This is a genomic window from Acinetobacter sp. UBA5934 (assembly GCF_002430855.1).
GTDB lineage: Bacteria > Pseudomonadota > Gammaproteobacteria > Pseudomonadales > Moraxellaceae > Acinetobacter.
Window position 1 is genome coordinate 1 of sequence record NZ_DJDC01000164.1, and the last position, 13,680, is coordinate 13,680.

Here is a 13,680-nt window from a genome sequence, read left to right on the forward strand (position 1 = left end):
TAAAACTGTTTAGTGAAGTCATGCTGGAAAATAAAGATTTGCCACTCTTCAAGGAATTCATGCCGCAATTTGCCCAGTTTATGAAATCCCTGAAACAGACAGTTAAAGCGCAAAGTGAAGGAAAGTAAGTAAGTATTCTAAAGGTCATTTATGAAAGAAAATCTCCCAAAATTTCACCCAAAACATCTGGCTTGGCTGATGCCCCTCATCCTGTCAGGCATTATGAGTGGCGCAATTTCTTGCTATAACATGTTCATGAATAAAGGCTTGGTCGATGGCTTTCTATCGCTCTGGTTACATGCATGGGGCATGTCATGGTTAGTGGCATTTCCACTGATTCTGGTAATGCTGCCTTTGGTGCGTAAATTTTTAATGCAATTTGTGGCACTGCCGAATGAATCATTTTCGGAATAAGCCGAATTAATGAGTAGTTTGTTCGAAAATGACCTGTTCAATGATGGTATTAAGCTCAGCGAGGCTTTTCACACCAGCAATGCGTTTCACAACTTGTCCGCGATAAAAAATCAAGGTTGAAGGCAGACCATACACGTTATAGCGCAAAGTTAGAATGGGGGATTGATCTACATTCACTTTGCCGAATTTAATATTGTTATGTCGTGCTGACGTTTGTAGCGCACATTGTTCAAAGATCGGAAAGTTCTGCACGCAAGGCGCACACCAGTCTGCATAAAAGCGAATTACTGCAAAACCATCAAACCATTCATAGTCACTAAAGTTATTTTCATTATATTCGATGAGCTGAAACATACTGTGCCTATTATCAATTTGCTAAATAGTTTTTGAATTATACATAAGTCCATGCTTGTTCATTCCCGGCTGTTTCTATGTTCAAATAGAGCACTAAACATGAAAAGTAATGAATAGATCAGGAATAAACTATGTCACAAGCCACAATGCAACAAGTCATTATCACAGAACCGGGCGGCGTGGATAAACTCGCTTACGAAACTGTTGCAGTACCGGAAGCTAAAGCGGATGAAGTCTTGGTAAAAGTACATGCCTTTGGTATTAACCGTCCCGACATTTTGCAACGTCAGGGTTTATATCCAATGCCTAAAGGGGTAACGCCTGTGCCGGGTCTGGAAGTGGCAGGTGAGGTGATAGCTGTGGGTGCCGATGTTAGCCAGTTTAAAGTCGGCGACAAGGTTTGCGGTCTGACCAATGGCGGCGGCTATGCAGAATATTGCGTGGTGCCTGAAAGCCAGACTTTAAATATTCCTGAAGGTGTAAGCTTTGTGCAGGCGGCAGCAATTCCTGAAACCTTCTTTACCGTATGGGCCAACGTGTTCCAGATGGGTAAAGCCAAAGCAGGGGAAACGGTACTGGTACATGGTGGAACCAGCGGAATTGGAACCACTGCTTTAATGCTGTGTAAATCGCTTGGAATCAAAACTTTTGCCACTGTGGGTTCAGATGAAAAAGTTGCAGCGATTTCTGATTTAACCACGGCTATTAATTATAAGACTCAAGATTTTGAACAAGTCATTAACGAAGCTACTGACAATGGTGGTGTCGATGTGATTCTGGATATGGTCGGTGCGCCATATCTGGAGAAGAACCTGAATCTGTTGCGTCGTGACGGTCGTCTGGTCTACATCGCTTTCTTGGGCGGGGCAAAAGCCAAAGAAGTCAAACTCGGTCAAATCATGATGAAACGTTTGACCATTACCGGTTCAACCATGCGTGCGCGTAATACTGCTGAAAAGGCTGAAATTGCTCAAGGCTTAAAGGAGCATGTTGCGCCGCTGTGGGCAAAAGGGGAATGCCTGCCAATGATTTATAAAACTTTCAAGTTTGACCAGATTCAGGATGCACATACGCTAATGGATACCGGTGAGCATGTCGGTAAAGTTGTGGTGGAAATCATCTAACGATTCCAGCTTTAAATAAAATAAAAGCCAACAGAAGTTTAATGCCTGCCAGTTAAGAAATTGACTGGCATTTTCTTTTTTAAATTCATGACTATAGGTGATATGTGGAAAAGTCATCCGCAACTGTTTGAGACATGAGATGTATTGTACCGCAAGATTAAAAAATGATTGTTTCTGCGAAAAATTTGCGAGTTGATAGTGGCTGACGAATTTTGCGGTGAGGAATATTACTCCGCAAGATGGCTTTGGTCTTACGAAGCAAAGCTTCTCAGGGCGAAACCAAATTGAAAAATGAGCTGCAAGAGTTTGATTTAAAAAGATAAGACTTCGCCATCAATGACTAAAATTAAAGAGTCTATTTCTAAACTCCTTAAGCGATCAGCATTAAACAGATGTTGGCTTTTATTTTGCATGTAATAAAAAATGATAAGTAACTTAAATAAATGTATAGAAAAAAGGTCATAAAGTTTAAAAAATGGTAAAAAATGTCGATTATTCGACACAACCTGTCAGAACCAAGAGATAAATTAAGTTTTAAAATAATCCGACTAAATTGTTTGGTTTTAATTGAAACGTCATGTAATAAAAGGAAGTATATTATGAAAATAGTCTCAGCTCCTTATACACCTGAACATGGCTTACGTGCCTTGAAAAGATTGCATAAAGCCATTATTTGCAATCAGGTACTGCCTTCTAATCTGCATCAGTTTTATAAAGCCATGCTGCATCTGGAGCGTTATGTTGAACGCCTGAATGGTAAAGGCAAAAAAAGCCGTCGGAGACGTTCGGCTAAATAACTCTTTCAAGCAGCGATATTAGCCATAAGTTGGAGAAAATATTCAGAAACACGTTTTTAATTGACGGTATAATTTTTTCATAATTGAATAATTTTACGCGATTTAAGCGTTGTGCTGCAAAGTACAAAGAGGGGTTTTATGAAGGGTAATCCTTCAACACATGAGCGTCTTGCAGAACGTTTGGCCCGTATATTGACGAAGCTTAATGTAGGGCATCAGCTGAGCGTGCACGAATTGGCGCTTGAATTCCGGGTCAGTAGCCGAACCATAGAGCGTGATTTTGATCGTTTAAATTCTTATCTTCCACTTATTCAAGACACTAAAACCAAAAAGTTTTATCTCGATTCTTCCTATTTTGGGCGCTTTAAATTACAGGATATCCAAAATTTTGCCCAGTTGTCTGGCATTCAGAATCTTTATCCTTCTTTAGATATCTCCTTTTTAAGAGAACTTTTCGATAATCGGTCCAATCTGGTTTTTTCTGCTAAAGGCTATAATTTTGAAGATAACACGCAGTATGCTGAACATTTCAAGGTGCTCACTGCAAGCATTCAAAAAAGGCAGCAAATTGCTTTGTTTTATAGAGGTCAAATACGGGTTGTCAAACCCTATCGATTAATTCATCACATGGGCAACTGGTATCTGGCGGCTGTACGCAAGCAGGAGCTGCGCGTTTACCGTCTGGGTCGTATTGAGAAAATGGTCTGTAGCCATCGGCTTTCCTCGTTTGAACATGATCAGGCTGTATTGCAGCAGTTAAAAGATGAGGATGGTATTTGGTTTCAGCACGAAAAACAGGAAGTGGTTTTATCTGTGCATCCGGATGCTGCGATTTATTTTAAGCAACGCCGAATTTTTCCGGAACAAATAATTCTAGAGCAATCGCCAACAGGGGAATTGCTGATTAGCTGTCAGATTCGGCATCAAAAAGAGTTGCATCCATTGGTGCGATACTGGATTCCCTATGTGAAAATCGTCAAGCCTGAACATTTACAGCAAGAATTAGATGATAGTCTACACGGCTATTTAAAATGTGCGCAGTGAAAAAAATCAAAATATTAAACTTCTAGAGGGTAGATATTGTTCAGTATTTATCTTTAAACGCTTATATTTATTTTTAGTGAGCCAGAAATTTCAGACATAAAAAAACCAGCTTTCGCTGGGTTCTTTATTGCACCATTTCAAGAAATATTAAAATGGTGCCCGAGGCCAGACTCGAACTGGCACGCTTTGTGGGCGGGGGATTTTAAATCCCCTGTGTCTACCGATTTCACCACTCGGGCTTTACAAGATTGGAGGCGGAGGTCGGAATCGAACCGGCGTACACGGAGTTGCAGTCCGCTGCATGACCACTCTGCCACCCCGCCATCTCTTGTTGCTGCGTATATTATCAAGCCCTGAAAAAAAAACAATAGTAGATTTATGCAGATGTGCAGAAAAGCAGCATATAACGGAAAATATTTAAATTATTCATGTAGAATGTGCGAAATTGATTCATATCAACACTTGGGAGAAGTGCCGTGGCATTAGTTTTAGATGGTCGTGCATTGGCAAAGCAAATTGAAGCTGATTTGTTGACTCGCGTAGAAGCGTTAAAAGCAAAATCAGGTCGTACTCCAATTCTTGCGACTATTTTGGTGGGTGACGATGGCGCATCTGCAACTTATGTTCGTATGAAAGGAAACGCTTGCCGCCGTGTCGGTATGGATTCATTAAAAGTTGAGCTTCCTAAAGAAACGACAACTGAAGAATTACTTGCTGAAATTGAAAAATTGAACGCAAATCCTGATGTTCACGGTATTTTGTTGCAACACCCAGTGCCTGCGCAAATTGATGAGCGTGCATGTTTTGATGCAATTTCGCTTGCAAAAGATGTAGATGGTGTAACTTGCCTGGGCTATGGCCGTATGGCAATGGGTGAAGCGGCGTATGGTTCTGCGACACCAGCAGGCATCATGACCATTTTGAAAGAAAACAACATCGAAATTGCGGGTAAACATGCGGTAGTTGTGGGTCGTTCTGCAATTTTGGGTAAACCAATGGCGGCAATGCTGCTTGAAGCAAATGCAACCGTAACGATCTGTCACTCACGTACTCAAGATTTGGCGAGCTTTGTGAAGCAAGCAGACATTATTGTCGGTGCAGTAGGTAAAGCTGAACTGATTCAAAAAGACTGGATTAAACCAGGTGCTGTGGTTGTTGACGCTGGTTTCCATCCACGTGATGGCGGTGGTGTCGGTGATATCCAATTGGTAGGCATCGAAGAAATCGCTTCTGCTTATACACCAGTTCCGGGTGGTGTAGGTCCAATGACCATTACCACTTTGATTCGTCAAACAGTTGAAGCTGCTGAAAAAGCTTTGAGTTAATTTAATCCTCCCTAACCCTCTCCTGAGAGGAGAGGGGAATTCATTCTGAAAAATAATGGATGCTCCTTCTCCCTTTGGGAGAAGGTTGGGATGAGGGAAGAAGTCTCAGTGAATTTAGACCTTTCCATAAGCCTCTCCTAAAAGGAGAGGGAATATCTTCAAATTTTTTCAAATTAAAACGAATAAAAATCCAATGAGCTGTACGTTTCAATTTCCCAAAGCCCCAGAACATCTTATTCAAGCCTTGCATGAGGTGATCCCCGGTTGTGACTTGATGGCACAGCAATTGCCTGAAACACCGATTTCACTGTGGCTGATTCCACCGGTATTTCCCACTGATCGCTTGGATGATGAGGTGATTCGTCGCATCTGGAACGATACGCCATACTGGATCTTCTGCTGGGCATCAGGACTTGCAATGGCTCAGTGGCTCTTGGCAGAGCCGCATCATGTGAAAGACAAAGTTGTTCTAGACTTTGGTGCAGGGTCCGGCGTAGTAGCAATTGCTGCAAAAATGGCAGGGGCGAAACGCGTCATTTGCTGTGACATTGATACGGTGAGTTTGGATGCCTGTCGGGCCAATGCGGAGCTGAATCAAGTCGAACTTGAATATCTGGATGATTTATATAAAGCAGAACAGGTGGATGTACTGTTAGCCGCAGATGTGCTCTATGATCAGTGCAACCGCTTTTTCCTGGATGAGTTTTTGAAATTTGCGCCAGAGGTATGGGTAGCAGATAGCCGGGTGAAAAATTTTAGTCATCCAAACTATCAAAAACTGGATGAACGCAGTGCGACCACATGGCCAGATCTGGATGAATCTAAAGAATTTCGTAATGTCAGTTTTTATAAGACGCTATAAATAGCGTCTTATTTTTGTCTAGGTTAGTAAGTTTTAAGAGCAGGTGTAACGCACCACACTCAAGGTACTTGGACGCGCTTCTAAAGCTTGGCGAGTCGCCATATCTTCGTTGTTATACAAATCTGGAGTGTTGCTCAGACTTAAGCTGGTGCGACTCTGACCCAGTTGACGGCCATAGTGTGGTGTCTGTATTTCCGGATTGGCAATTTCACTAATACTAAGTATCGTTAACTGATATTGTTTGTTTAAGCCTAATACTTTTTGACAAGCACGTTGTAACTTCTGTTCATCTACTTTCTGGTTTTGTCGAATGGCCAAAGTATAAGCCAATGTTGCTCGATCTGAAGACTGACTTTCAATTTGATAGCCGACATTACCGTTGTATTGGCGCGGCGTACTTTGACAGGCACTCAGTCCAAGCGCAAGCAAACCTAAACCCAGCAATTGATATCTCTTGTTCATCTTCAAAAGTTCCCGGCGTTATTATTCCATTCAGTATGCCATAAGCCTGTTTTTTTAACGATCTTCGCACTGTATATATCCTATAAAAAAGCTTTCCAAATGTGACCATCTGGAAAGCTTTTTAGATCATAATTCAACCAAAATTGAGTATTTAGTCGTCGGTAATCATGCTGTGTTTTTTGGTGTCTTTCATAAAAATATAAGTAATTAAAGACAAGCCAATCATGAAGGTAATGTAATAGAAGAAGTAGTTTTCATGACCTGCATTTTTAAAGCTAAGCGCAACCAGTTCTGCGGTACCACCAAATAGGGTGTTGGCAATGGCATAAGGAAGAGCTACACCCAATGCACGAATATGCGCAGGGAACAGTTCCGCTTTAACCACGGCGTTAATGGCTGTATAGCCAGTTACAATGACCATACCACTCATACAGAGCATAAATGCTGTGGTTGGGTTGCTGGTTGAACCCAAACCATTAAAGATTGGAATGGTGAACAATACGCCCAGTACACCAAAGGCAATCATGATCGGTTTACGGCCGATTTTATCGGATAAGGCACCCACTACAGGTTGCAGCAACATAAACACAAAAATAGCCAATGTGGTGATTTCAGTCGCTGTGGTCTTTTCAAAACCTGAAGTATTGACCAGGTATTTCTGTAAATAAGTCGTGAACGTATTGAAAGCTAAAGTACCGCCCGCAGTCAGCATAATCACGGTGAAGGCTTGTTTTGGATATTTGGTGAATAAAGCTAGTGCGCCTGATTTAGGTCCGCCATTTTTTGCCTGTTCCTGAGCTTCTTTTGAGGATTGAGTTTCAACCAGTCCACGACGAATCCAGAACACCACAACGGCTAATAATGCCCCAATAGCGAAGGGAATACGCCAGCCCCATTCAGAAAGCTGACCTTCAGTTAAAGTGCGTTGTAGAATAATCAAAACACAAAGTGCCAGTAACTGTCCTGAAATTAAAGTCACATACTGAAAACTTGAGAAGAACCCGCGATGATTTTTCCCTGCCATTTCAGTTAAGTAGGTGGCACTAGAACCATATTCACCGCCGACACTTAAGCCCTGTAACAGGCGTGCGAATAACAATAAAGCCGGCGCAAGCATGCCGACAGAAGCATAAGTCGGTGCACAGGCAATAATAAGGGAGCCGACACACATCAGTGATACAGAAAGGGTAAGACCTGCCTTACGTCCTTTACGGTCAGCATAAATGCCCATAATCCATGCGCCGATCGGACGCATTAAGAAACCCAGGGCAAATACTGCAGCAGCTTGTAACAGTTTTACCGTGTCATCACCTTCAGGGAAGAATTGAGAAGCAAAATATAAAGTGAATGCAGCATAGACATACCAGTCATACCATTCGACCAAATTACCTGCAGAGCCGCCGAGGATAGATTTAAAGCGCGTTTTTCTATCAAGTTGCGAAGCTACAACCTGAGGAGATATATCAGTCACAACAATTTTCCAGAAGAATGTTGGTAAAACACATCCTTTTAAATTCATCAGCTGAAGAATTTAAAAACATATATTTTGTTGTTGAAAATAAAAGTAAATTTGCTACGCGTTCGTTATACGCTCATGCTTCTTTTTCTTCATTCGACTTTAGTCTAAGTGCTGTTTTGATTTTGATCGTTTGGTACATTTAAATCATTATTTTTATTAAACAGAATAGACCAATAAAAAAGCCTTTCATTTTAGAAAGGCTTTTTTAAACAGGTTTTAAATTAATGTTCCTTGATTTCGGAATGATGTTTTGTATCTTTCATAAAGATATAAACCAGCAATGAGATAAAGATTAAAATCGTGACATAAATAAAGAACCAGGATTCATGGCCGGCTTCTTTAAAGCTTAAGGCAAAGAATTCGGCTGTCCCGCCAAACAGGGTATTGGCAAGGGCATAGGGGAGTGCAACACCCAAGGCACGAATATGCGCAGGGAACAGTTCCGCTTTGACGACCGCATTAATAGAGGTATAACCGGTGACAATAACCAGGCCGGCCAAGCTGAGCCAGAATGCTGCCCAGTAGTCATGAGTCTGACCTAAACGATCAAATATGAAATAGGTAAACAAGACACCCAATACCCCGAAGGCAATCATGATCGGCTTGCGTCCCACTTTATCCGACAAAGCCCCGGCTAAAGGTTGTAAACACATGAAAATGAACAGTGCCAGAGTAGTAATTTGCGTGGCTTCAGGTTTGCTAAATCCGGAGGTATTCACCAGATATTTTTGCAGATAAGTGGTATAGCTATAAAAAGCAACCGTACCACCTGCAGTTAAAAACAAAACCGTAAAGGCTTGTTTGGGATAATGCTTAAAGAGGGAAAACATACTCGATTCGGGCTGGTTTTTATCTTTTTGCGCATTTTTAAAAGATTGGGTTTCAAGCAATCCACGACGGATATAAAACACCACAATGGCCAGACAGGCGCCAATAAAGAAGGGAATGCGCCAGCCCCAGTCATGCAGTTGTTCTTCAGTCAGTACAAACTGCAAAATCAGCAATACACAAAGTGCAGTCAGCTGACCTGCAATCAGGGTCACATACTGAAAGCTGGAGAAAAAGCCGCGGCGATGCCTTTCCGCCATTTCACTTAAATAGGTGGCACTGGCACCGTATTCACCGCCCACACTTAAGCCCTGAATGAGTCGGGCAAGCACTAAAATGATAGGCGCGAATATGCCAATCTGGTCATGGGTGGGAGAAACCGCAATCATCAGAGAGCCAATACACATCAGGGTTACAGAAAGGGTCAGTCCAGATTTACGTCCTTTTCTATCTGAATAAATACCCATAATCCAGGCACCAATCGGTCGCATTAAAAAGCCGACGGCAAAAATGGCAGCAGCCTGGAGTAATTGTGCGGTTTGACTGCCTTTGGGGAAAAAGGCATGGGCAAAATATAAGGTGAAAGCAGCATAGACATACCAGTCATACCACTCCACCAGGTTACCTGCTGAACCACCTAGAATGGATTTGACCCGGGTTTTGGTATCTAAATTTACTTGGGAAACGTTTTGTTCAATCATCTGCACAAGTCCATTTTGCTATTGTTTTTTGATGTTAAACCAATTATTTCAGGGGCATAAGCATATGATTTTTCAGTTTTGTATGAAAAATGTGCAAAATTAAATGTTCAAAAATGAGTGATTTAAAAAATGAGCAGAATCAAATCATAGAAGGGAAAATGAAGAAATAAACCCCATATTCATTTTATCTACATTGTGCTGAATGACAATTATCCGGTGTCCTTTCAGTTTAAATAGTGCTAAGTTGCTTGGAACAACAGGAAATTTAAGTTTACTGTTTGAACAGGATTAGAGGAGGTGGACATGCAAGTGAGTCATCCGGTCTATGATGTAGCGGTAATTGGCGGTGGGATTAATGGCGTCGGTATTGCTGTTGATGCTGCAGGTCGCGGTTTGTCAGTTTTCTTATGTGAGAAGGATGATCTCGCCAGCCATACTTCCTCTGCAAGCAGCAAGCTGATTCATGGCGGTCTGCGTTATCTTGAATATAAAGAATTTCGTCTGGTGCATGAAGCTTTAGTAGAGCGGGAAATTCTGTTAGCCAAAGCACCGCATATTATTCGTCCCTTACGTTTTATCATGCCGCATCAGCCACATTTACGTCCTGCATGGCTAATACGCACCGGTTTATTTATCTATGATCATCTCGGTAAACGAAAAAAACTAGCCGCTTCCCGGCATATTCATTTTAAACCAGCCAGCAGTCCTTTAAAAGATGAAATCACTCAGGGTTTTGAATATTCTGATTGTACTGTGGATGATTCGCGTCTGGTGGTTCTAAATGCTATGCAGGCCCATGAGCTGGGTGCCAAAATTGCTACACAAACCCGGTGCACCGCTGCTTACCGTGAAAACGGATTATGGAACATTCATCTGGAACATGCACAGGGCAGTGATCAGATACAGGCAAAAGCTCTGGTCAATGCCGCCGGTCCCTGGGTCAATCACTTTATTGAGCAAAATTTAAAACAGCAATCGCCACATGGTTTACGTCTGGTTCAAGGCAGCCATATTATTGTGCCTAGAATTTATGAGGGCGATAAAGCGTTCATTCTGCAAAATGATGATCACCGGATTGTCTTTGCCATTCCTTATCTGGAGCAATACACCTTAATTGGTACCACTGATCATGAATATCAGGGCAATCTGGATCAGGTTAAAATCACCTCGCAAGAAGTGGATTATTTGCTGGATGTTTATAATGATCACTTTAAACATCAGCTCACTGTGGAAGATATTTTATACACCTATTCAGGTGTGCGGTCTTTATGTGATGATGAATCAGATAATCCATCGGCCGTTACCCGAGATTATACTTTGGCCATATCGCATGCACAGGAAAATGATGCACCTTTACTTTCAGTCTTTGGTGGCAAGCTTACTACCTATCGAAAACTGGCAGAGTCAGCAATGGCATATTTGGCGTCAAGTTTTCCTGAAATGAATAAACCTTGGACCGAGAATGCATTCTTGCCGGGTGCAGAAAATCTGGTTTCGGTTGAGTTGTTAATGCAGCAGTTGATGCAGGGCATTGATCATGTTTCCTTGCCACTGGCTTCTCGCTGGGCACATGCTTATGGGTCAAGGGTGTGGAAATTTTTACAGGACATTTCTACAACCAGTGAACTGGGTGAAGACTTTGGTCATGGGTTATTTGCTCGGGAAGTAGACTATCTGGTCGATCAAGAGTGGGCGAGAACCAGTGAAGATATCTTATGGCGCAGAACTAAACTCGGTTTTCTATTTAGTGCGGATGAAATACAGCAACTGGATCAATATCTTTTAAAATTGCTGCTTGAAAGATCAAAAGATACGGCTGCCTAACGGGTTGAACAATAAAAAAAGACCGCCTGAGCGGTCTTTTTTGAATCCAATGATTATTTTGATTTGAAATAAAATTTTCAGCGCAGATTACAGTTAAATGTCGGTTGAGCTTTTATTGTAAATTTACTTAAATTTCAACGCCACCTAATGCTGAGCAGTTCACAGGCGTGTTCCATTGCACTGCGGTTCCATAAATTACAGGACGTACCATACGCCAAGGCCAGAAGCCGAATCTTTGGCTGGCATTATAGTTAATTACTACATTTCCACCGACCTGATGAGCGCGTTCTGCGAAACGTGAATATAGTTCTTCTACGCTGCCATATGTACCTTTAGCTACTTTAATGCGCTTCTTGATCTGAAACTGGCTGGAATCTGGTGTGCCTTTGATGGCGCAGATGTGAAGACCATGTTGCTCTGTGGTCGTTTGAGCCATGGCTAGACCCGAGAAACCCAGCAGGCAAGTTGCAAGTGTTAATGTTTTTAGCATGAAATTTTCCTTCTTTTATTGTTATGGAATTATTTGCGGGCTTATATTAACGTAAAAAAGGCCACCGTAGTGACCTTTTTATGACTTAATTCATTGAATTAAGCAGATTTTTTAACAGCTTCTATAAGCTCAGCTTGACGTTTTTTCAACGCTTCTGGTAAACGATCACCTAATTTATTGAACAATTCAGTGTGGCTTTCAAGTTCTTTGATCCATTGATCTTTATCTTGAGAAGTTACCAGGTCAAACTGTTCTTTAGAGAAATCCGTACCGTTCCAGTTCAATTGTTCGTAAGTTGGAACACGGCCAATTGGAGTTTCAACAGCAGTTGCACGGCCTTCACAACGATCGATGATCCACTCAAGAACACGCATGTTTTGACCGAAACCAGGCCATACGAAGTTACCTTCAGCATCACGACGGAACCAGTTCACGTTGTAGATACCAGGAAGCTTGTTGCCGGCAGCAGCAGCTTTCTCGCCCACTTTCTCACCCATTTCTAACCAGTGAGTGAAGTAGTCAGCCATGTTGTAGCCAGCAAATGGAAGCATCGCGAATGGGTCACGACGAACAACACCTTGTTGACCAACAGCAGCAGCAGTGGTTTCAGAACCCATTGTTGCAGCTTTATAAACGCCATCCACCCAATCAATAGCTTCTGAAATTAGAGGCACTGTGTCCGCACGGCGACCACCAAAGATGAACGCAGAAATTGGAACACCTGCTGGATTTTCCCAGTCAGCATCGATAGAAGGGCATTGACCAGCAGCAACGGTGAAACGAGCGTTTGGATGCGCAGCTTTTTCTTCGCCAGTGTGTGGTTGGCCTTTCCAGTTGGTCAGGTTAGCAGGCGCTTCTTTAGTCAGACCTTCCCACCATACTTCGCCGTTGTCAGTCACAGCAACGTTGGTATAGATCACGTCTTTATGAAGTGTTGCCATGCAGTTCGGGTTGGTCTTGGTATTTGTACCAGGCGCTACACCGAAGAAACCAGCTTCAGGGTTGATTGCATATAAGCGACCGTCTTCACCTGGTTTGATCCAAGCAATATCGTCACCTACAGTTTCAATTTTCCAGCCTTCATAACCTGCTGGTGGAATCAACATTGCGAAGTTTGTTTTACCACAAGCAGATGGGAATGCAGCTGCGATGTAGTGTTTTTCGCCTTGTGGGTTAGTCACGCCAAGGATCAGCATGTGTTCAGCTAACCAGCCTTGTTGACGACCCATATAAGATGCAATACGTAAAGCCAGGCATTTTTTACCAAGCAATGCGTTACCGCCGTAACCAGAACCGTAAGACCAAATTTCACGCGTTTCTGGGTAATGCACAATCCATTTTTCAGGGTTGCAAGGCCAAGCAACGTCTTTTTGACCTTCTTCTAAAGGTGCACCAACGGTATGTACACATGGAACAAATTCGCCATCAGTACCCAGAACGTCATAAACAGCTTTACCCATACGAGCCATTTTAGACATGCTGACTGCTACATAAGGAGAGTCAGTCAATTCGATACCGATATGTGCAATATGAGAACCTAAAGGACCCATAGAGAAAGGTACTACGTACAAAGTACGGCCTTTCATAGAACCGTCGAACAAACCGTTCAGGCGAGCACGCATTTCAGCAGGCGCTTCCCAGTTATTTGTCGCACCAGCGTCTTCTTTGTTTTCTGAACAGATATAAGTACGACCTTCAACACGAGCAACGTCAGAAGGATCAGAATTTGCAAGATAAGAACCAGGATGAGTTTCTTGGTTAAGCGCTTGCATTGTGCCGTTAGCGATCATCAAGTCGATATAACGTTGATATTCTTCTGCGCTACCGTCACACCATTCAATTTTTGCCGGTTTTGTTAATTTAGCAATCTCTTCCACCCAAGCAATAAGCTTAGGGTGACGAACGAATTCTGGTGCGTTCACTTGGGTCATGGTGA

Annotated in this window: 14 protein-coding genes and 2 tRNA genes; 8 read left to right on the forward strand and 8 right to left on the reverse strand. The window is 42.4% G+C overall.

Going from position 1 to position 13,680, the window contains the following annotated elements; all coding sequences use genetic code 11:
* A partial coding sequence (locus B2Y23_RS11950) for a DUF3861 family protein (RefSeq protein WP_291371037.1) occupies window positions 1-128 on the forward strand: 128 nt, incomplete at its 5' end.
* A gap of 22 nt (window positions 129-150) precedes the next feature.
* A complete protein-coding gene (locus B2Y23_RS11955) occupies window positions 151-414 on the forward strand; it encodes a DUF2798 domain-containing protein (RefSeq protein WP_291371017.1) in 264 nt (87 codons plus the stop codon).
* A gap of 6 nt (window positions 415-420) precedes the next feature.
* On the opposite strand, the gene B2Y23_RS11960 is transcribed toward B2Y23_RS11955, so the two are convergent.
* The gene (locus B2Y23_RS11960; RefSeq protein WP_291371019.1) at window positions 421-768 is read right to left on the reverse strand and encodes a thioredoxin family protein; all 348 of its coding nucleotides are present in this window, start codon (window positions 766-768) and stop codon (window positions 421-423) included.
* Window positions 769-899: 131 nt separating this feature from the next.
* On the opposite strand from B2Y23_RS11960, the gene B2Y23_RS11965 reads away from it, so the two are divergent.
* The 3 genes from B2Y23_RS11965 (at window position 900) to B2Y23_RS11975 (ending at window position 3,733) form a co-directional block, all read left to right on the forward strand.
* Window positions 900-1,892 (forward strand): NAD(P)H-quinone oxidoreductase, encoded by a 993-nt coding sequence (locus tag B2Y23_RS11965; protein WP_291371021.1) that lies wholly within the window; start codon window positions 900-902, stop codon window positions 1,890-1,892.
* Window positions 1,893-2,491: 599 nt separating this feature from the next.
* Entirely contained in the window at window positions 2,492-2,689 is a 198-nt protein-coding gene (locus B2Y23_RS11970) for a hypothetical protein (RefSeq protein ID WP_291371023.1), read from the forward strand.
* A 138-nt stretch (window positions 2,690-2,827) separates the two neighbouring features.
* Entirely contained in the window at window positions 2,828-3,733 is a 906-nt protein-coding gene (locus B2Y23_RS11975) for a helix-turn-helix transcriptional regulator (RefSeq protein ID WP_291371025.1), read from the forward strand.
* Between the two features lie 153 nt (window positions 3,734-3,886).
* Here the strand turns inward: B2Y23_RS11975 and B2Y23_RS11980 are convergent.
* Window positions 3,887-3,972, reverse strand: a tRNA-Leu gene (locus B2Y23_RS11980).
* A 10-nt stretch (window positions 3,973-3,982) separates the two neighbouring features.
* Window positions 3,983-4,056, reverse strand: a tRNA-Cys gene (locus B2Y23_RS11985).
* 153 nt (window positions 4,057-4,209) lie between these two features.
* Here B2Y23_RS11985 and folD point away from each other — a divergent pair.
* A complete protein-coding gene (gene folD, locus B2Y23_RS11990; RefSeq protein ID WP_291371027.1) occupies window positions 4,210-5,058 on the forward strand; it encodes a bifunctional methylenetetrahydrofolate dehydrogenase/methenyltetrahydrofolate cyclohydrolase FolD in 849 nt (282 codons plus the stop codon).
* A gap of 193 nt (window positions 5,059-5,251) precedes the next feature.
* Window positions 5,252-5,920: a class I SAM-dependent methyltransferase gene (locus B2Y23_RS11995; protein WP_291371029.1), complete on the forward strand. Its 669-nt coding sequence runs from the start codon at window positions 5,252-5,254 to the stop codon at window positions 5,918-5,920.
* Between the two features lie 33 nt (window positions 5,921-5,953).
* Here B2Y23_RS11995 and B2Y23_RS12000 read toward each other — a convergent pair whose 3' ends face one another.
* The 3 genes from B2Y23_RS12000 to B2Y23_RS12010 form a co-directional block, all read right to left on the reverse strand.
* Window positions 5,954-6,382, reverse strand: coding sequence for a hypothetical protein (locus tag B2Y23_RS12000; protein ID WP_291371031.1), 429 nt, complete (start codon window positions 6,380-6,382; stop codon window positions 5,954-5,956).
* A 151-nt stretch (window positions 6,383-6,533) separates the two neighbouring features.
* Window positions 6,534-7,853 (reverse strand): MFS transporter, encoded by a 1,320-nt coding sequence (locus B2Y23_RS12005; protein WP_291371033.1) that lies wholly within the window; start codon window positions 7,851-7,853, stop codon window positions 6,534-6,536.
* A 269-nt stretch (window positions 7,854-8,122) separates the two neighbouring features.
* A complete protein-coding gene (locus tag B2Y23_RS12010; RefSeq protein WP_291356223.1) occupies window positions 8,123-9,430 on the reverse strand; it encodes an MFS transporter in 1,308 nt (435 codons plus the stop codon).
* Between the two features lie 303 nt (window positions 9,431-9,733).
* Between B2Y23_RS12010 and glpD the strand changes: the two genes are divergently transcribed.
* Complete coding sequence (glpD, locus tag B2Y23_RS12015) at window positions 9,734-11,254, forward strand: glycerol-3-phosphate dehydrogenase (RefSeq protein WP_291371035.1); 1,521 nt, start codon at window positions 9,734-9,736, stop codon at window positions 11,252-11,254.
* A gap of 127 nt (window positions 11,255-11,381) precedes the next feature.
* Here the strand turns inward: glpD and B2Y23_RS12020 are convergent, their stop codons facing one another.
* On the reverse strand, window positions 11,382-11,744 hold the full coding sequence (locus B2Y23_RS12020; RefSeq protein ID WP_409449794.1) for a hypothetical protein: 363 nt from the start codon (window positions 11,742-11,744) through the stop codon (window positions 11,382-11,384).
* A 98-nt stretch (window positions 11,745-11,842) separates the two neighbouring features.
* Window positions 11,843-13,675: a phosphoenolpyruvate carboxykinase (GTP) gene (locus tag B2Y23_RS12025; protein WP_291356219.1), complete on the reverse strand. Its 1,833-nt coding sequence runs from the start codon at window positions 13,673-13,675 to the stop codon at window positions 11,843-11,845.
* Window positions 13,676-13,680 lie beyond the last annotated feature (5 nt).

Excerpts from the sequence above, each read along its gene's own strand:
- B2Y23_RS11955 (WP_291371017.1), top strand. The coding sequence starts at position 151 with ATGAAAGAAAATCTCCCAAAATTTCACCCAAAACATCTGGCTTGGCTG.
- B2Y23_RS11960 (WP_291371019.1), bottom strand. The coding sequence starts at position 768 with ATGTTTCAGCTCATCGAATATAATGAAAATAACTTTAGTGACTATGAA.
- B2Y23_RS11965 (WP_291371021.1), top strand. The coding sequence starts at position 900 with ATGTCACAAGCCACAATGCAACAAGTCATTATCACAGAACCGGGCGGC.
- B2Y23_RS11970 (WP_291371023.1), top strand. The coding sequence starts at position 2,492 with ATGAAAATAGTCTCAGCTCCTTATACACCTGAACATGGCTTACGTGCC.
- B2Y23_RS11975 (WP_291371025.1), top strand. The coding sequence starts at position 2,828 with ATGAAGGGTAATCCTTCAACACATGAGCGTCTTGCAGAACGTTTGGCC.
- B2Y23_RS11995 (WP_291371029.1), top strand. The coding sequence starts at position 5,252 with ATGAGCTGTACGTTTCAATTTCCCAAAGCCCCAGAACATCTTATTCAA.
- B2Y23_RS12000 (WP_291371031.1), bottom strand. The coding sequence starts at position 6,382 with ATGAACAAGAGATATCAATTGCTGGGTTTAGGTTTGCTTGCGCTTGGA.
- B2Y23_RS12010 (WP_291356223.1), bottom strand. The coding sequence starts at position 9,430 with ATGATTGAACAAAACGTTTCCCAAGTAAATTTAGATACCAAAACCCGG.
- glpD (WP_291371035.1), top strand. The coding sequence starts at position 9,734 with ATGCAAGTGAGTCATCCGGTCTATGATGTAGCGGTAATTGGCGGTGGG.
- B2Y23_RS12020 (WP_409449794.1), bottom strand. The coding sequence starts at position 11,744 with ATGCTAAAAACATTAACACTTGCAACTTGCCTGCTGGGTTTCTCGGGT.
- B2Y23_RS12025 (WP_291356219.1), bottom strand. The coding sequence starts at position 13,675 with ATGACCCAAGTGAACGCACCAGAATTCGTTCGTCACCCTAAGCTTATT.